Source organism: Modestobacter lapidis (assembly GCF_054780755.1).
In genome coordinates this window covers 184,168-200,507 of record NZ_BAAGVS010000003.1, presented here as the reverse complement: position 1 = coordinate 200,507, position 16,340 = coordinate 184,168, and the positions used below count along the sequence as shown (strand labels likewise).

Sequence of the window (16,340 nt, the reverse complement as noted above, 5' to 3'; positions counted from 1 at the left end):
TCATGGCCCGCTTCGCCTCCCTCGTCGAGTCCCTCGGCAACACGCCCCTCGTGGGCCTGCCGTCCCTGTCGCCCACGCCGGACGTCCGGCTGTGGGCGAAGCTGGAGGACCACAACCCGACCGGTTCGATCAAGGACCGCGCCGCCATCGCGATGATCGAGGCGGCGGAGAAGGAGGGGAGGCTGCAGCCCGGGTCGACGATCCTGGAGCCGACCAGCGGCAACACCGGCATCTCCCTGGCCATGGTGGCCCGCCAGCGCGGCTACCGGCTGATCTGCGTGATGCCGGAGAACACCTCGATCGAGCGGCGTCAGCTGCTGGAGATGTACGGCGCCCAGATCATCAGCTCCCCGGCGGCCGGCGGCAGCAACCAGGCGGTCGCCGTCGCCAAGGGGCTGGCAGCCGAGCACGACGACTGGGTGATGCTCTACCAGTACGGGAACCCGGCCAACGCCGAGGCGCACTACACCGGCACCGGCCCGGAGATCCTCGCCGACATGCCCTCGATCACCCACTTCGTCGCCGGGCTCGGTACCACCGGCACGCTGATGGGCGTGTCCCGGTACCTGCGCGAGCAGAAGCCCGGCGTGCAGGTGATCGCGGCCGAGCCCCGCTACGGCGAGCTCGTCTACGGTCTGCGCAACATCGACGAGGGGTTCATCCCCGAGCTGTACGACGCCGACCTGCTGGACTCGCGGTTCTCCGTCGGCCCCGACGACGCCATCCACCGCACCCGCCAGCTGGTGGAGCGCGAGGGCATCTTCGCCGGCATCTCGACCGGGGCCATCCTGCACGCGGCCCTCGGCATCGCCGACAAGGAGGTCGCCGCCGGTCGCCGCGCCGACATCGTGTTCATCGTCTGCGACGGTGGCTGGAAGTACCTGTCCACGGGCGCCTACGCGGGCACTCTGGAGGAGGCCAGCGCAGCGCTCGAGGGCCAGCTCTGGGCATGAGTAAGGACCCCCTTGCCCCCCACCGCTCGCAAGCTCGCGGCGGGGCCCTGCAAGGCGGCCGTTCCAGCACGTCACCGCCCCACCGCTCGCAGGCTCGCGGGGGGCCCCTGCAAGGGGACCTGTCGTTGCCGGCCCGCGGGCTGCTGTTCGACAACGACGGCGTGCTCGTCGACTCCGAGGCCGGGGTCGAGGCGTCGTGGCGCCGCTGGGCGCGTGACCACGACCTCGACCCGGACGAGGTCATGGCGGCCGTCCCCGGCCGCCGCGCCGCCGACACGGTCGCCGTGTTCGTCAAGCCCGCGCAGGTCGACGAATCGACCGCGCTGGTCACCCGCTACGAACTCGAGGACGTCGGCGGCACGACCGCCGTCGCGGGCGTGCTCGACCTCATCCCGCAGCTGGACGGCGTGCCCTGGGCCGTGGTCACCTCCGGGGTCCGCGAGCTGGCGACCGCCCGGCTGCGCGCCGCGGGTCTCGTGCCCCCGGCCGTGGTGGTGACGGCCGAGGACGTCGCCGTCGGGAAGCCCGACCCGGAGGGGTACGCCGCCGCGGCGGCCCGGCTGGGGCTGGCGCCGGCCGACGTGCTCGTCCTGGAGGACAGCCGGAGCGGCGTCGCCGCCGGGCAGGCGGCCGGTTGCCGGGTGGTCGGCATCGGTGCCGGTGCGCTGGCGACGCCGGCCGACGTCGTCGTCCGCGACCTCACCGGCGCCCGCTGGACCGGTGCCGGCCTGCTGCTCCCGGCCGCCGCCATCCTCCGCGCCGGCTGACCGCAGCTGCCGAGGGTGCTCGGCGCGACCGTCGGCGGTGGCGGCTAGCCTCGGCGGCACCATGGGGACGACGACGGCGGGTCCGGACGCACCGATCGGCATCTTCGACTCCGGGGTGGGCGGTCTGACCGTGGCCCGGGCAGTGCTCGACCAGTTGCCGCACGAGGCCATCCGCTACCTGGGCGACACCGCGCACGGCCCCTACGGCCCGCTGCCCATCGCCGAGGTCCGGCGGCACTCCCTGGCCGTAATGGACGACCTGGTCGCCGCCGGGGTCAAGATGCTGGTGGTGGCCTGCAACTCGGCCAGCGCGGCCTGTCTCCGCGACGCCCGCGAGCGGTACGACGTCCCGGTCGTGGAGGTGGTGCTGCCCGCCGTGCGCCGCGCCACCGCGGCCACCCGCAACGGGAAGGTCGGGGTCATCGGCACCCAGGCCACCATCACCAGCGGCGCCTACGAGGACGCCTTCGCCGCGGCGCCGCAGATCACCGTCACCAGCGCCGCCTGCCCGAGCTTCGTCGACTTCGTCGAGCGCGGGGTGACCAGCGGGCGTCAGCTGCTGGGCTTGGCGCAGTCCTACCTCGACCCGCTGCTCGGCGCCGGGGTCGACACCGTCGTCCTCGGCTGCACCCACTACCCGCTGCTCACCGGCGTGCTCTCCCTCGTGCTGGGCGACGAGGTCACGCTGGTCTCCAGCGCCGAGGAGACGGCGAAGGACGTCTACCGGGTGCTCACCCGCGCCGACCTGCTGCGCACCGTCGACGCGCCGCCACCGGTGCACCGCTTCCTGGCGACGGGGAACCCGGAGCCCTTCGCCCGGCTGGGCCGTCGATTCCTGGGGCCAGAGGTCGACATGGTCACCCGTACCGCGGTCGGGGCGCAGCCGGCAGTGGCGCCGTGAGGCTCACCGTCCTGGGCTGCTCGGGCAGCGCGCCCGGTCCGGCGTCCCCGGCGTCCTGCTACCTCGTCGAGCACGAGGGTTTCAGTCTGCTGCTCGATCTGGGCAACGGAGCGTTCGGGTCGCTGGTCGCCCTCGCCGACCCGGCCGCCGTGGACGCCGTGTTCCTGTCCCACCTGCACGCCGACCACTGCCTGGACGCCGCGCCCTTCATGGTGTGGCACCGCTACTCCGGGCAGTCCTCGCGCACCCCGGTGCCGCTCTACGCCCCGGTGGGCGCCGCCCGGCGGCTGGCGATGGCCTACGGCGACGACGGCGACCAGATCGCCGACGTCTTCGACGCGATCCCGATCGGGCCCGGCGAGTGGACGCTCGGCCCGTTCCAGGTGCGCACGGCGCGCACGGCGCACCCCATCGAGTGCCACGCCCTGCGGCTGACCGTGGCGGGCCGGACGCTGGTCTACACCGGGGACACGGGGCCCTCGGCCGCCGTCGAGGAGCTGGCCCGCGGCGCCGACCTGCTGCTGGCCGAGGCCGCGCACCCCGAGGTCCCCGGGTTGCCGCCGGGCCTGCACCTCACCGGCCGGGAGGCGGGCGAGCTCGCCGCCGCGGCCGGGGTGGGGCGGCTGCTGGTCACCCACGTGCCCGCCTGGGTGGACGCCGGGGAGCAGCTGGCCGCCGCCCGGGGGGCGTTCCCCGCCGCCGAGCTCGCCGAGCACGCCGCGGTGTACGAGTTGTGACGGCCCTCCTGCAGGGGCCCGCGCCGAGCCTGCGAGGCGTGGGGGGCAGGAGGGTCCTTCTATTGCTGGCACCGCTGCGCCCGGGCACGGTGGCCGGGTGGCAGACGACGAGCGGGACGGCGTCCGGCTGAGCAGCCTCAGCTCTCCGCTGGGCGACGGGCTCGAGGTGACGAAGGGCGAGCTGGTCGACCACCTCGACGCCTTCGCCGACCGGTTGGTGCCGTTGCTCGCCGGGCGGCCGCTGACCATCAAGCGGGTGCGACCGGGAGCCGCGCCGTTCATCCAACGGGACGTGCCCAAGGGAGCGCCGGACTGGGTGCGCACCGTGGCCACCTGGTCCGACCGGGCCCGCCGGGAGGTCCACCAGGTGCTGTGCGAGGACCGCCGAACGCTGCTGTGGCTGGCCAACCAGCGGGCGGTCGAGTACCACGTGCCGTTCGGCCGGGTGGGTGAGGAGCAGCCGACCGGGCTGGTGCTCGACCTCGACCCGCCCGACAGCGCGCCGTTCGAGGTGGTGGTGCGCACCGCCCGGCTGGTCCGGCGGGCACTGGCCGACGCCGGCCTGGCTGCCGCGGTGAAGACCAGCGGCTCCACCGGGGTGCACGTCGTCGTCCCGGTGCACGGCTCGCCGGCCGAGGACGTCGCGGCGGCGACCCGCGCGCTGGCGGCCCGCACCGAGCGGCTGGACCCCTCGCTGGCCACGACGGCGTACGTGGTCGCCGAGCGCGCCGGCCGAGTCTTCGTCGACTCGACCCGGTCCGGGCGGGGCACGGTCGCGGCCGCCTACAGCCCGCGGGTCCGCCCCGGTCTGCCGGTGTCCGCGCCGGTCGACTGGGCCGAGCTGGACGACGTCCGCCCCGGTGACGTCACGGTCCGGACGGCGAGCGAGCGGATCGGGAGCGGCGACCCCTGGGCCGCCGCGCTGCCCGAGCCGCAGGAATTGCCCGCCGACCTGGTCGCCGAGGGGCACACCATCCCGGTCGCCCGGGTCCAGGCGATGCACGAGGGCAAGCGCCGCGCCCGCGCGCGGACGGCGGCTGGGCAGCAGCCGCCGCCGACCTGATAGCCCTGCCTGGGGACGACGAAGGTTGTCCACAGGCCGCCCGCGCGATCCCGCGTCGTGTCGGTGGCCGGGCCGAGGCTGCCGCCATGACGACCGACCCGCAGACCACCGCCTGGCTCGACCAGGAGGACGCCCACCTCGTCCAGGCCATCCGCGCACACCGCTGGGTGGTCCAGTACGTCGGCCCGGGGGACCACCCCGATGAACCCGCCTTCGGGTACACGATCGGCCTGTTCGGTCTCGGTCACCCCGAGCTGGTCGTGGTCGGCCTCGCCCCGGAGGCCACCCACGGCTGGCTCACCCGGGTCGCCGACCTGGTGACCGGCGGGCGGGACCTCGTCCCGGGTGAGTTGCTCGGGTTCGACGACACGACGACCCGGTTCGTCGTCGAGGCGGTGCCCAATCCCGGGGAGGTCGTCCTCGGTGCCAACCGGCACTACCAGCGGCCTGCCCAGGTGTCCGTCGCCGCCCTGCAGCTGACCTGGAGCGACGCCGACGGGCGGTTCCCGTGGGATGCCGGCCACCGCTGCGGGCCGGCCTGCCAGCCCCGGCCGGGAACGTGGCGCGCATGAGGCGCCGCTCAGCCCAGGCCGAGGTCGCGCAGCAGCTTGGAGACGTGACCGGTGGCCTTGACGTTGTAGGCCGCCTTCTCGATCCGGCCCTCGGCGTCGACGATGAACGTGGAGCGGATCACCCCGATGACCTCCTTGCCGTAGAGCTTCTTCGGGCCGAAGGCGCCGTAGGCCCGCAGCACCTCCTTGTCCGGGTCGGACAGCAGGGTGATGCCCAGCTCCTCCTTCTCCCGGAAGCGGAGCAGCTTGTCGGGGGCGTCGGGGGAGACGCCGATGATGTCCAGCCCGGCCTCGGCCAGGTCGCCGGCGGCCGCGGTGAAGTCGACCGCCTGGGTGGTGCAGCCGGGGGTCAGCGCCGCCGGGTAGCAGTAGACGATGACCCGCCGCCCCCGGTAGGAGGCCAGCGGAACGGGGGTGCCATCGGCGTCGGGCAGCGTGAAGTCCGGCGCCACGTCACCGGGAGTGAGGCGAACGGGGGCGACGTCGGTCTCGGTCATGCCGGCATCGTCCTACACGCGGCCGACCGGACCCAAGCCGTCGTCCGCCGGCCGGGAGGCCGGCCGCGTCGGTCAGCCGCCCGATCGTCGGTAGCCGGTTCCGCAACCGCTCCGCTCCTCGCTCGCTGGCGCTCGCTGCGATGCTCACGAACGCGTCACCCGGCCAAGAACGAGAACCGGACGTGCCGGCTGGGGTTGTCGACGTTGGTGTCGACGAAACAGATCCGCTGCCAGGTGCCCAGGGCGAGCCGACCTTCCAGCACCGGCACCGTGGCGTGCGGTGGAACGAACGCCGGGAGCACGTGGTCCCGCCCGTGGCCGGGGGCACCGTGCCGGTGCCGCCACCGGTCGTCGCGGGGCAGCAGCTCGTCGAGCTGGGCCAGCAGGTCGTCGTCACTGCCCGCTCCGGTCTCGATGATCGCGATGCCCGCCGTCGCGTGCGGCGCGAAGACGTGCAGCAACCCGTCGGCCTCGCCGTCGACGAATGCCGCGCACTCGTCGGTCAGGTCGACGACGGAGGGAACCCCGCCGGTCCGCACGGCACGCAGCTCGGAGCGCATGGGAGGAGGGTGGCACGCGACGCCCATCGCGACCCATCGGGCCGGAGGAGACTTCGTTACCCTCGGCACAGTGACCCGCCCCGACGGCCGTACGGCCGACCAGCTCCGTCCGGTGACCATCACCCGCAACTGGCTCGACCACGCCGAGGGGTCGGTGCTGGTCGAGTTCGGCCGCACCCGGGTGCTGTGCGCCGCGAGCGTCACCGAGGGCGTGCCCCGCTGGCGGCGCGGTTCGGGCCTGGGCTGGGTCACCGCCGAGTACTCGATGCTCCCGCGGGCCACGCACAGCCGCAGCGACCGGGAGTCGGTCAAGGGCCGGATCGGTGGCCGCACCCACGAGATCAGCCGGTTGATCGGCCGTTCGCTGCGTGCCTCGATCGACCTGGCCGCGCTCGGGGAGAACAGCATCGCACTCGACTGCGACGTCCTGCAGGCCGATGGCGGTACCCGGACGGCGGCGATCACCGGCGCCTACGTCGCCCTCGCCGACGCCGTCTCCTGGCTCGGAGCCCGCGGCAAGCTGGCGAGGCCCACCGCGATCGGTCAGTCGGTCGCGGCGGTCAGCGTGGGGGTCGTCGACGGCGAGCCCCGGCTCGACCTCGCCTACGAGGAGGACGTCACGGCCGGCACCGACATGAACGTCGTCTGCACCGGCGACGGCAGCTTCGTGGAGGTGCAGGGCACTGCCGAGGGTGCGGTCTTCAACCGGCGGACGCTCGATGAACTGCTGGACCTCGCGGTGACCGGCTGCGCCGAGCTGACCCTGCTGCAGCAGATCGCGCTGGAGAAGTGAGCCACCGGCTCCTGCTGGCCACCCGCAACGCCGGCAAGCTGGCCGAGCTCCAGCGGCTGCTGGCCACCGCCGTCCCGGGCGTGGCGGTCGTCGGCCTGCGCGACGTCCCCGAGTACCCCGAGGCCCCCGAGACGGGGGCGACGTTCGAGGAGAACGCCCTGCTGAAGGCCCGTGAGGCGGTCCGGTACACCGGGTTGCCCGCAGTGGCCGACGACTCCGGGATCACCGCCGACGCGCTCAACGGGATGCCCGGGGTGCTGTCGGCCCGCTGGTCGGGCCGGCACGGGAACGACGCGGCGAACACCGCGCTGCTGCTCGGCCAGCTCGCCGACGTCCCCGACGAGCGGCGTGGCGCGGCCTTCGTCTGCGCCGCCGCGCTGGTCACCCCGGACGGCGTGGAGCACGTGCTGGAGCGGCAGTGGCGGGGAAGCGTCGGCCGTGGGCCGCGGGGCGCGAACGGCTTCGGCTACGACCCGGTGTTCGTGCCGGCCGGCCAGACCGTGACCGCCGCCGAGCTCGGGCCGGCCGAGAAGGACGCCCTCAGCCACCGTGGGCAGGCCTTCGCCGCGCTGGTGCCGGTGCTCGCCGAGGTGCTGCGCGGCTGACCCGGCGGTGGCACGGCCGCCGCCGCACACCTTGCGGGTTTCTTGCGGTTGCCTCGCGGCCGCCCTGCGGTTGCCCCCGGATCGTTCTCGGTACCGGCGGATCGACCGCCGGGTACACCGCTTGCGAGGAGCCCCGCCGTGACCACCACTCCCACCCCCCGGACGGCACACCGCACGAACACCGCGAAGGTCGTCGGCTCGCTCGGTGTCGTCGCCGCCGCTGCCGCCGTTGCCGGCCTCGGGGTCTTCGGCAGCTTCACCGACAGCACCACCCCGGCCGTCGTCTCGGTCGACAACGGCGTCGTCTCGGTCGACCTGGCCGCGGCCGGCGGCGGGGCGAGCGTGCCGCTGGAGTTCGGCAGCGTGCTGCCGGGGTCCTCGCTGACCCAGCCGGTCGATCTGGTCAACGACGGAACCTCTGCGCTTTCCTCGGTCAGCCTCGCCACCACGGCCACGAAGTCGAGCCTGCTGGACACCGACGCGACGAACGGCCTGCAGATGTCCGTGGAGTCCTGCTCGGTCGCCTGGACGGCGAGCGCCACCTGCGACGGGGACGTCCGCACCGTGCTGGCCTCCGGCCCGGTCGTGCGCACCGCCGCTCTCGTCGCGCCGCGGAGCCTGGCGGCCGACGCCACCGACCACCTCGCGGTGACCGTCACGCTGCCCTCGTCGGCGGGCGATGCCTTCCGGGCGCAGGCCAGCAATCTGCAGATGGTCTTCACCGCTGTCCAGCGCGACGGCGCTGCCCGCTGACCGCGCCGGGCGAGGGGCAGCCCCGTCCCGGGCACCGGCCGGTGCGGGAGCTCCCTCGTCGGGGTGGGTCGCGCCCGCTGCGTTGTAGCCGATCTTGTTCCGGGTCGATGTCCACGGTGAGCGCCCCGACCCAGCGGGCGCCGTGGCGATGAGGACCAAGGCACATGAGGACCCCGACGAGGCGAGCACTCCCCTCCCGGCTGACCCGCGACGTATCGCGCCGCCTGTCGGCGCACGCCGCCACCGGTGGCCTGGTCGTCGTCCTGCTCGTGCTCACCGTCTTCTCCGTGGTGACGGCCGTCGCCAACGCCGACGCGGCCCGTGAGGTCGAGCAGAGTGCCGCGGTGGCGGAGTGGTCGGACCAGGCGGAGGAAGGGCTGGACCGCCAGGAGGAACTGGCCGACGAGCTCGTCCTGGATCCTGATCAGGAGGTGCGGTCCGCGTACGACGCCGCCACCGCAGCCACCCGGAACGCCCTGGTGCAGATGGGGACGGCCGCCGGCGAGCACGAGGGGCGGTTCGCCCGGTCGCTGGTGCTGCACGAGCGGTACGGCGCAGCCGTGGAGGACCTGCTCGCCGCGGTCTGGCTGGACCCGGCCGGGGCCGAGGAGTACGAGGACACGCTGGTCGACCCGCATCACGAGGCCCTCGAGACCCTCGTGAAGGAGGAGGCGCGACAGCACCTGGCCGCGGCCGATACCGCGCTGGAGAGCATGGCCCGGTCGCAGCGGTTGCTGCTCGTGGCCACCCCGCTGCTGTTCGGCGTCGGGCTGGTCCTGGTCGGGCTGTTCGCGGTGGTGCTGACCCGCAGCCGGCGGGCGACCCTGGCCCAGGCGGAGGAGAACCGTCGCCAGGCGCTGCACGACGGGCTGACCGGCCTGCCGAACCGCACGCTGCTGGCGGAGCGCGCGACGGCTGCGCTCGCCACGACGGACGGCGACCCCGGACCGCTCGCGCTGATGCTCATCGACCTGGACCGGTTCAAGGAGATCAACGACACGCTGGGGCACGCCTACGGCGACGCGGTGCTGCGCGCGGTCGCGACCCGGTTGCAGGACACCGTCCGGGCCACCGACACGGTCGCCCGGCTGGGCGGGGACGAGTTCGCCATCCTGTTGCCCGCCGTGGCCGGCGCCGAGGCCGCACTGGAACTGGCCGCCCGCGCCCAGGCTGCGATGGAGGGCAGCATCGAGGTGGACGGCGTGTTCCTCGACGTCGACGCCAGCATCGGGATCGCGCTGGCGGACGGGCACGGGTCGGACGTGGACGGCCTCCTGCAGAACGCCGACATCGCGATGTACGTCGCCAAGGAACGCGGGCTGGGTGTGTGCGTCTACGACGATGCGCTCAACGACCACAGCCCCGAGCGGCTGGGCCTGCTCGGTGACCTGCGCCGGGCCATCGACGCCGGCGAGCTGGTGCTGCACTTCCAGCCCAAGGTGGCCATGCCGGGCTCGGCGGTCTCCGGCGTCGAGGCGCTGGTCCGGTGGCAGCACCCGCAGCGCGGGATGATCCCGCCCGCGTCGTTCATCCCGCTGGCCGAGCGCACGCCGCTGATCCGGCCGCTGACCCGGTACGTGCTCAGCGCCGCGCTGGAGCAGTGCGCCCGGTGGCGTGCGGCCGGCCGCACGCTCACCGTCGCGGTCAACATCTCGGCCCGCAACCTGCTCGACGAGCGCTTCGTCGACGACGTGACCGAGTTGCTCGTCCGCTGGCAGGTGCCGGCGGGCTGCCTGGAGCTGGAGCTGACCGAGAGCGCCATCATGGCCGACCCGGACCGTGCGCAGGAGATCCTCACCCGGCTGGCCGATGTCGGCATCACGCTGTCGATCGACGATTTCGGTGCGGGGTACACCTCGCTGGCCCACCTCAAGGGCCTCCCGGTGCACCAGCTGAAGATCGACCGGACCTTCGTAGCCGAGATGGCGGCCGACCACCGGGATGCCGACATCGTCCGGTCGATCGTGGAGCTGGGGCACAACCTCGGGCTGACGACGGTCGCCGAGGGCATCGAGGACCAGGTCACCTGGGACCGGCTCAGCGATCTGGGCTGCGACGTCGCCCAGGGGTACTTCATGTGTCGTCCGTTGCCCGCCGACCAGCTGGAGCGCTGGTTCGACTCGGTGTCAGCGCCGGCGCCGGCCTGACGGGACGCCGGACGCCGGAGGCCGGTCGACCCCTTCGGGTGGTCTCCGGCGGCTGAGCGGGGCACGCGGACGGCGCCGTCGGCTTGGATCGTGCCGGATCCTCGCGGGCAGGCCGCGAGGCCGGGCACGACGGGGGCGCAGTGCAGCGATCGGTAGTGGTCATGGCCGCAGCAGTGCTGAGCTTGTCAGCCTGTGCTGGCAGCAGCAGCGACGGTGGGACAGCAGCAGGGTCGCGGAGCGGGAGCGGCGTGGCGGCCACCGCCGAGGAGGCTGCGCCGGTCGCGCCCACTCCGCGCGCCACGACGCCGAGCTCGACCGGGACGGGTGCAGGAAGCAGCTCGGCGGACTCGTTCCTCCGCCAGGCCCGGGGGACGGGCGGGAATGGCTGGGTCTTCCAGTCCGACAGCAATCTGCTCGCTCTGGGACGCCAGGCATGCGGCTTGCTCGAGCAGGGCCTGGATCCGCAGGTGCTGGTCGACGCGATGCTCGACAGCGGCAGCGGAGCGGGTCAGCAGGAGGTCGTCGATCTGGTGAACGCCGCCAACAGCAGCCTCTGCTGACTCCACGATCCGTCGACGATGGCGGTGGGTGACACCGGGGTGCTCGACGCCGCGCCGTTCCCGGAGCCGGGCTGCCGCGTGCACGAGGTCCGGGTCAAGCGGCTGCGCGGCCTGGCCGAGATCATCCGGGGGGCCAGAGGCGGTCTCTCCCGCCAGGAGGGACGCACTCGTGCGGGAGGCGGGAGTCGAACCCGCACGCCCGAAGGCACCAGATCCTAAGTCTGGCGTGGCTGCCGTTACACCACTCCCGCGTCCGGGGAAGTCTAGAGAGCGGCTGGCTCGGCCGGGTGGGCGCCGATCTGGCAGGCTGTCGCCCGTGCCGCGCAGCCCCGAGCAGATCCAGTTCGAGATCGATGCCGCCCGCGAGTCCCTCGCGTCCACCCTGGACGAGTTGTCCTACCGGGCCGACCCGAAGCGGTTGACCGCGCAGGGCAAGGCCGCCGCGCTGGCGTTCCTGCAGAGCCCGCCCGGCATGGCGCTGGTCGGCGCGGTCGGCCTCACGATCGCCGTCGTCGTCGGGCTGAAGGTCAAGCACCGCAACGACCCCCCGCCGCCGCCGCTGCTCGCCCCCCGCCGTCGTCGCTGACGCCACCGGGAAGGGCGGACCGAGGCACGGCCTCGAGTCCTGATTTCTGCTCCGTGACCCGGTCGGTCCCGGTGGGTCACCCCGGCGCCGACCGGGCCGTCCGGCATCCTGCGACCGCCTGATCGTGCGAGCGGCCGACCCACGGGTCCGAGCCGGTGCGCGGGTGGTAACCGGTACCCCCTAGGGGTACTCTGGTCGGCATGACGGGTTACGCAGGCGACAAGGACCAGCTCGTGGCGCGGCTGCGCCGGGTGGAGGGTCAGGTCCGCGGGATCGCGCGGATGGTCGAGGACGACACCTACTGCATCGACGTCCTGACCCAGGTCTCGGCCGCCACCAAGGCCCTGCAGGCGGTCGCCCTCGGCCTGCTCGACGACCACCTCGGCCACTGCGTGCGCGACGCCGTCGCCAGCAGTGCCGCCGACGACGGCGTCGCCGCCGACGCCAAGATCGCCGAGGCCTCCGCGGCCATCGCCCGGCTCGTCCGTTCCTGACCCCTCCACCACCGGAAGAGGACATCCCGTGCAGACCCAGACCTTCGTCGTCACCGGCATGACGTGCCAGCACTGCGTCGCCTCCGTCACCGAGGAGGTCGGCGAGGTCACCGGTGTCACCGCCGTGGACGTGGACCTCACCTCCGGCCGCCTCCAGGTCACCGGCCAGGACGTGACCGTCGAGCAGGTGCAGGCCGCCGTCGCCGAGGCGGGGAACTACTCCGCGGACCCGGCATGACCGCCGGGCCCCAGGCGGGCCCGTCCACCGCGGGCGCGCCGCTGGACGAGGTCCGCCTCGACGTCACCGGCATGACCTGCGCCAGCTGCGCCAACCGGATCGAGCGCAAGCTCAACAAGCTCGACGGCGTGCAGGCCAGCGTCAACTACGCCACCGAGGCGGCGACCGTCCGCTTCGACCCCACCCGGGTCGACACCGACCGGCTGCTGGCCACGGTCGGCGCCGCCGGCTACTCCGCCACGCTGCCCGCCCCGCCGGACGACGGGGACCCCGTCCCCGACGCCCCCGCGCCGGAGGCGGGCCTGCGCCAGCGGCTGATCATCAGCGCGGCGCTCACCCTGCCCGTCGTGCTGCTGTCGATGATCCCGGCGCTGCAGTTCGACAACTGGCAGTGGCTGGTGCTCACCCTGGCCAGCCCGGTAGCGGTCTGGGGTGCCTGGCCGTTCCACCGCGCCGCGGTGGTCAACGCCCGGCACCGCGCCAGCACCATGGACACCCTGGTCTCGATCGGCATCTCGGCGGCCTACCTGTGGTCGCTGTGGGCGTTGTTCCTCGGGGACGCCGGCATGTCCGGCATGCGGATGTCCTTCACGCTGATCGCCGAGCAGGGCGCCGGCAGCCACGAGATCTACCTCGAGGTCGCCGCGGCGGTCACGGTCTTCCTGCTCGCCGGCCGCTACGCCGAGGCCCGGGCCAAGCGCCGCTCCGGCGCCGCCCTGACCGCGCTGCTGGAGCTGGGCGCCAAGGACGCCGCCGTGCTGCGCGAGGGCCGCGAGGTCCGGGTGCCCATCGGTGCGCTGGCGGTCGGCGACCGGTTCGTCGTCCGGCCGGGGGAGAAGATCGCCACCGACGGCGTCGTCGTCAGCGGCAGCTCCGCGGTCGACATGTCGATGCTGACCGGGGAGAGCGTTCCCGTCGAGGTCGGCACCGGCGCGCCCGTCACCGGCGCCACGGTCAACGCCGGCGGCCGGCTGGTCGTCGAGGCGACCCGCGTCGGGTCCGCGACCACGCTCGCCCAGCTGGGCCGGCTGGTCACCCGGGCGCAGAGCGGCAAGGCGCCGGTGCAGCGGCTGGCCGACCGGGTCTCGGCGGTCTTCGTGCCGATCGTCCTGGTCCTCGCCCTGGGCACCCTGGTCACCTGGCTGCTCGTAACCGGCGATGCCACGGTGGCGTTCACCGCGGCCGTCGCGGTGCTCGTCATCGCCTGCCCCTGCGCGCTCGGCCTGGCCACTCCCACCGCGCTGCTCGTCGGCACCGGCCGTGGTGCCCAGCTCGGCGTGCTGATCAAGGGGCCGGAGGTGCTGGAGAGCACCCGGCGGGTGGACACCGTCCTGCTGGACAAGACCGGCACCGTCACCACCGGGCAGATGAGCCTGCTCGAGGTGGCCGGCCCGCCGGACACCCTGCGCCTGGCCGCCGCCGTGGAGGCCGGCTCCGAGCACCCCATCGCCCGCGCGATCGTGGCGGCCGCCGGCGACCTGCCCGAGGTCGAGGGCTTCAGCAGCGAGCAGGGGATCGGCGTGCGCGGCCGGGTGTCCGGCCGGGACGTCGTCGTCGGGCGGGCGTCGGCGATGCCGGGCCCGGTGCCGGCCGACCTGGCCGTCGTCGTCGACCGGGCCGAGGGCGCCGGGCAGACCGCCGTCCTGGTCGCCGTGGACGGCGCGGTCACGGGCGTCTGCGTCGTCGCCGACACCGTCAAGCCGACCAGCGCGGCCGCGATCGCGCGGCTGCGGGAGCTCGGCCTGGCGCCCGTCCTGCTCACCGGCGACAACCCCGGTGCCGCCGCCGCGGTGGCCCGGTCGGTCGGGCTGGACCCCGACCGCGGCGAGGTCGTCGCCGGGGTGTTGCCGGCCGGCAAGGTCGACGTCGTGCGCGACCTGCAGGCCCGCGGTCGGGTCGTGGCGATGGTCGGCGACGGCGTCAACGACGCTCCGGCGCTCGCCCAGGCCGACCTGGGGCTGGCCATGGGGTCGGGCACCGACGTGGCGATCGAGGCCAGCGACCTGACCCTCGTCCGAGCCGACCTGGACGCCGCCGTGGACGCCGTGCGCCTGTCCCGGCGCACCCTGGCGGTGATCAAGGGCAACCTGTTCTGGGCCTTCGCCTACAACGTGGCGCTGATCCCGCTGGCGGCGCTGGGCTACCTGAACCCGCTGCTGGCCGGTCTGGCGATGGCGGCGTCCTCGGTGCTGGTGGTCACCAACAGCCTGCGGCTGCGCCGCTTCCGGTCCAGCGCGGACGGCGCCTGACCGCTGCCCTCCGGACGCCCGGTCAGCGCCGCAGCGGGCAGGTGGCGTCGACCAGCGGCAGCACGACGTCGGCGAGCACCTCGTCGGCGAACGCCTGGTCGACCGGCTCGACGCCGAACAACCAGCGCTGCAGGATCGCCGCGGACGCCGTGGCGGCGATCGCGGTACCGGCGAGGCCCGGACGGACCTCGCCGCGGTCCTCCGCGCGGGTCCAGACCTGGTGGAACAGGGCGTGCCAGTGCTCCATGGGGCCGCCGTGGAAGGCGGCCCGCAACTGCGGCTCGTGCGCCATGGCCGACAACAGCGAGCGGGTCGCGGCGCCCAGCGGGCCGTTCACGGCGGTGACCAGCCAGCGCATCAGGACGCGCAGGTCGTCCTCCAGCGAGCCGGAGTCGGGCAGCACCATGACCTCGTCGCCGAGGGACACGACGGCGTCGGCGACGAGCTGGGACTTGGTCCGCCAGCGGCGGTAGATGGTCGCCTTGCCCACCCCCGCCCGGGTCGCGACCGCGTCCATGGTCAGCGCGGCGTACCCCTCCTCGGCGAGAACCCGCAGGATCGCCGAGCGGATGGCCCCGTCGCGGGAGGGATCGCGGGGACGCCCACCGCGGTGGGGGCGCCCGTCATCGGGCAGGGCGAGGGCAGGCACGCCGCACACTCTAGGCATGTTGATCTCTGCAACGACGATCCGTCGTCGCGGGCTCTCGTGCCCGGCCGGGCGCGTCGTGCAGCGCACGGCGTGATCGGGCGGTCATCCTGCACCGGTGAGCGGAACCGCCGACGTCGTCCGCCCCGCCTGGGCGACCCCCGAGCGCGCCACCCGGCTGTTGCTGGCCAGCCCCCTGGAACACGTGCTGCCGGCCATCGCGCGCACCGCCGCGCTGGTCGGGCTGGACGTCTACGCCGATCCCGGGCTGCTGGAGGTCGTCGCGCACGACGGCGACGGCCGGCGGGTGGACCGACTGCTCACCCGGCTGGCCCGCGACCTGACCGCGGCCGAGACCGAGGCCGTGCGGGTGGCCGCCGACCCGCCGGAGAACGAGATCGCGCTGGCCGCGCGGCTGCTCGGTGCGCCGTCCCTGGCCGTGGAGCTCGCCCGCCGCGGGGTGACCGTCGAGATCGGCGTGCTCACCGAGGCCGAGCTGTGGCCGGTCTACCAGCCGATCGTCTCGCTCACCGACGGTGCCGTCGTCGCGCACGAGGCCCTGCTGCGCGGCCGCGCCCACGGCCGGGAGGTCGGCGGTGGCGACCTGTTCTTCCTCGCCGAGTCCGCCGGGTGGCTGGACCGCCTGGACCGGATCGCGCGGGAGGCGGCGGTCCGCGGCGCCGCCGGCTGGCTCGGCAGCGCCGACCTCTACGTCAACAGCAACCCGGCCGCCGTCCACCGCCCCCAGGTCTGCCTGGCCGGCACCGAGGCCGCCGTGCACGACAGCGGACTCTCGCCCGGACAGCTGGTCTTCGAGGTGGTCGAGTCGCACGCCATCCCCGACCGCGGCCACCTGCTGGCCGTGCTGGAGCACCACCGGTCGCTGGGCTGGCGGGTCGCCCTGGACGACGTCGGCGCGGGCTGGTCGAGCCTCGCGCTGGTCTCCGCCGTCCGGCCCGACGTGGTGAAGCTGGACAAGGAGCTCGTCTCCCGGCTGACCGACGCCGGCCCCCGGGCGGTCGCCGCCTCGGTGATCAGCCTGGCCCACGGCCTGGGCGCCACCGTCGTCGCCGAGGGGGTGGAGTCCGAGCGGGTCGCCGACGAGGTGCGGGCGCTGGGCGCGGACCTGGGGCAGGGCTGGTTCTTCGGCCGCCCGGTTCGCCCGAGTCCCTCCGTGGCGCCGGAGCTGCTGCACGCCGAGGCCCCCGTGTAGGGGCCC

At 74.3% G+C, this 16,340-nt stretch carries 19 protein-coding genes and 1 tRNA gene; 16 read left to right on the top strand and 4 right to left on the bottom strand.

Translation table 11 applies throughout. The annotated features are described in order from the left end of the window. Positions 1–2: 2 nt before the first annotated feature. From ACYVG5_RS06010 to ACYVG5_RS05985, 6 genes are all read left to right on the top strand, one after another. On the top strand, positions 3–953 hold the full coding sequence (locus ACYVG5_RS06010) for a PLP-dependent cysteine synthase family protein (RefSeq protein WP_222045809.1): 951 nt from the start codon (positions 3–5) through the stop codon (positions 951–953). 125 nt (positions 954–1,078) lie between these two features. Further along, positions 1,079–1,720 (top strand): HAD-IA family hydrolase, encoded by a 642-nt coding sequence (locus ACYVG5_RS06005; RefSeq protein WP_222045807.1) that lies wholly within the window; start codon positions 1,079–1,081, stop codon positions 1,718–1,720. A 37-nt stretch (positions 1,721–1,757) separates the two neighbouring features. Beyond that, entirely contained in the window at positions 1,758–2,621 is an 864-nt protein-coding gene (murI, locus tag ACYVG5_RS06000; RefSeq protein WP_460683027.1) for a glutamate racemase, read from the top strand. Next, positions 2,618–3,358, top strand: a complete 741-nt coding sequence (locus tag ACYVG5_RS05995; RefSeq protein WP_222045805.1) for an MBL fold metallo-hydrolase — start codon at positions 2,618–2,620, stop codon at positions 3,356–3,358. Before murI ends, ACYVG5_RS05995 begins: the two co-directional genes overlap by 4 nt. Before the next feature lie 97 nt (positions 3,359–3,455). Next, positions 3,456–4,421, top strand: coding sequence for a non-homologous end-joining DNA ligase LigD (gene ligD, locus ACYVG5_RS05990; protein ID WP_222045803.1), 966 nt, complete (start codon positions 3,456–3,458; stop codon positions 4,419–4,421). Positions 4,422–4,507: 86 nt separating this feature from the next. Further along, positions 4,508–4,993 carry a DUF4262 domain-containing protein gene (locus ACYVG5_RS05985; protein ID WP_222045801.1) on the top strand — a complete coding sequence of 162 codons (486 nt, stop codon included), beginning with the start codon at positions 4,508–4,510 and terminating at the stop codon, positions 4,991–4,993. An 8-nt stretch (positions 4,994–5,001) separates the two neighbouring features. Here ACYVG5_RS05985 and bcp read toward each other — a convergent pair whose 3' ends face one another. Both bcp and ACYVG5_RS05975 read right to left on the bottom strand, forming a co-directional pair. Next, complete coding sequence (bcp, locus tag ACYVG5_RS05980; RefSeq protein ID WP_222045799.1) at positions 5,002–5,490, bottom strand: thioredoxin-dependent thiol peroxidase; 489 nt, start codon at positions 5,488–5,490, stop codon at positions 5,002–5,004. Positions 5,491–5,645: 155 nt separating this feature from the next. Beyond that, positions 5,646–6,050: a YjbQ family protein gene (locus tag ACYVG5_RS05975; RefSeq protein WP_222045797.1), complete on the bottom strand. Its 405-nt coding sequence runs from the start codon at positions 6,048–6,050 to the stop codon at positions 5,646–5,648. A 70-nt stretch (positions 6,051–6,120) separates the two neighbouring features. Here ACYVG5_RS05975 and rph point away from each other — a divergent pair, with 70 nt between their 5' ends. The 5 genes from rph (at position 6,121) to ACYVG5_RS05950 (ending at position 10,908) form a co-directional block, all read left to right on the top strand. Further along, complete coding sequence (rph, locus tag ACYVG5_RS05970; RefSeq protein ID WP_222045795.1) at positions 6,121–6,843, top strand: ribonuclease PH; 723 nt, start codon at positions 6,121–6,123, stop codon at positions 6,841–6,843. Then, a complete protein-coding gene (gene rdgB, locus ACYVG5_RS05965; protein WP_222045793.1) occupies positions 6,840–7,448 on the top strand; it encodes an RdgB/HAM1 family non-canonical purine NTP pyrophosphatase in 609 nt (202 codons plus the stop codon). The genes rph and rdgB overlap by 4 nt, the downstream gene beginning before the upstream one ends. A gap of 138 nt (positions 7,449–7,586) precedes the next feature. Continuing rightward, the gene (locus ACYVG5_RS05960; protein ID WP_222045791.1) at positions 7,587–8,201 is read left to right on the top strand and encodes a hypothetical protein; all 615 of its coding nucleotides are present in this window, start codon (positions 7,587–7,589) and stop codon (positions 8,199–8,201) included. A 164-nt stretch (positions 8,202–8,365) separates the two neighbouring features. Continuing rightward, positions 8,366–10,348 carry a putative bifunctional diguanylate cyclase/phosphodiesterase gene (locus tag ACYVG5_RS05955; protein ID WP_222045789.1) on the top strand — a complete coding sequence of 661 codons (1,983 nt, stop codon included), beginning with the start codon at positions 8,366–8,368 and terminating at the stop codon, positions 10,346–10,348. Between the two features lie 248 nt (positions 10,349–10,596). Then, positions 10,597–10,908: a DUF732 domain-containing protein gene (locus tag ACYVG5_RS05950; protein WP_460683026.1), complete on the top strand. Its 312-nt coding sequence runs from the start codon at positions 10,597–10,599 to the stop codon at positions 10,906–10,908. 170 nt (positions 10,909–11,078) lie between these two features. Here ACYVG5_RS05950 and ACYVG5_RS05945 read toward each other — a convergent pair. Then, positions 11,079–11,159: transfer RNA gene (locus ACYVG5_RS05945), tRNA-Leu, on the bottom strand. A 65-nt stretch (positions 11,160–11,224) separates the two neighbouring features. On the opposite strand from ACYVG5_RS05945, the gene ACYVG5_RS05940 reads away from it, so the two are divergent. The 4 genes from ACYVG5_RS05940 to ACYVG5_RS05925 all read left to right on the top strand — a co-directional run bounded on the left by ACYVG5_RS05940 (position 11,225) and on the right by ACYVG5_RS05925 (position 14,475). Further along, complete coding sequence (locus ACYVG5_RS05940; protein ID WP_222045785.1) at positions 11,225–11,494, top strand: DUF3618 domain-containing protein; 270 nt, start codon at positions 11,225–11,227, stop codon at positions 11,492–11,494. Positions 11,495–11,694: 200 nt separating this feature from the next. Continuing rightward, positions 11,695–11,988 (top strand): metal-sensitive transcriptional regulator, encoded by a 294-nt coding sequence (locus tag ACYVG5_RS05935; protein ID WP_222045783.1) that lies wholly within the window; start codon positions 11,695–11,697, stop codon positions 11,986–11,988. Positions 11,989–12,016: 28 nt separating this feature from the next. Beyond that, positions 12,017–12,226, top strand: coding sequence for a heavy-metal-associated domain-containing protein (locus ACYVG5_RS05930; RefSeq protein ID WP_222045781.1), 210 nt, complete (start codon positions 12,017–12,019; stop codon positions 12,224–12,226). Next, positions 12,223–14,475 carry a heavy metal translocating P-type ATPase gene (locus tag ACYVG5_RS05925; protein ID WP_222045779.1) on the top strand — a complete coding sequence of 751 codons (2,253 nt, stop codon included), beginning with the start codon at positions 12,223–12,225 and terminating at the stop codon, positions 14,473–14,475. The genes ACYVG5_RS05930 and ACYVG5_RS05925 overlap by 4 nt, the downstream gene beginning before the upstream one ends. Before the next feature lie 22 nt (positions 14,476–14,497). Here ACYVG5_RS05925 and ACYVG5_RS05920 read toward each other — a convergent pair whose 3' ends face one another. Then, on the bottom strand, positions 14,498–15,124 hold the full coding sequence (locus ACYVG5_RS05920; protein ID WP_460683025.1) for a TetR/AcrR family transcriptional regulator: 627 nt from the start codon (positions 15,122–15,124) through the stop codon (positions 14,498–14,500). Between the two features lie 115 nt (positions 15,125–15,239). On the opposite strand from ACYVG5_RS05920, the gene ACYVG5_RS05915 reads away from it, so the two are divergent. Then, a complete protein-coding gene (locus ACYVG5_RS05915; protein WP_222045777.1) occupies positions 15,240–16,334 on the top strand; it encodes an EAL domain-containing protein in 1,095 nt (364 codons plus the stop codon). Positions 16,335–16,340: the final 6 nt, after the last annotated feature.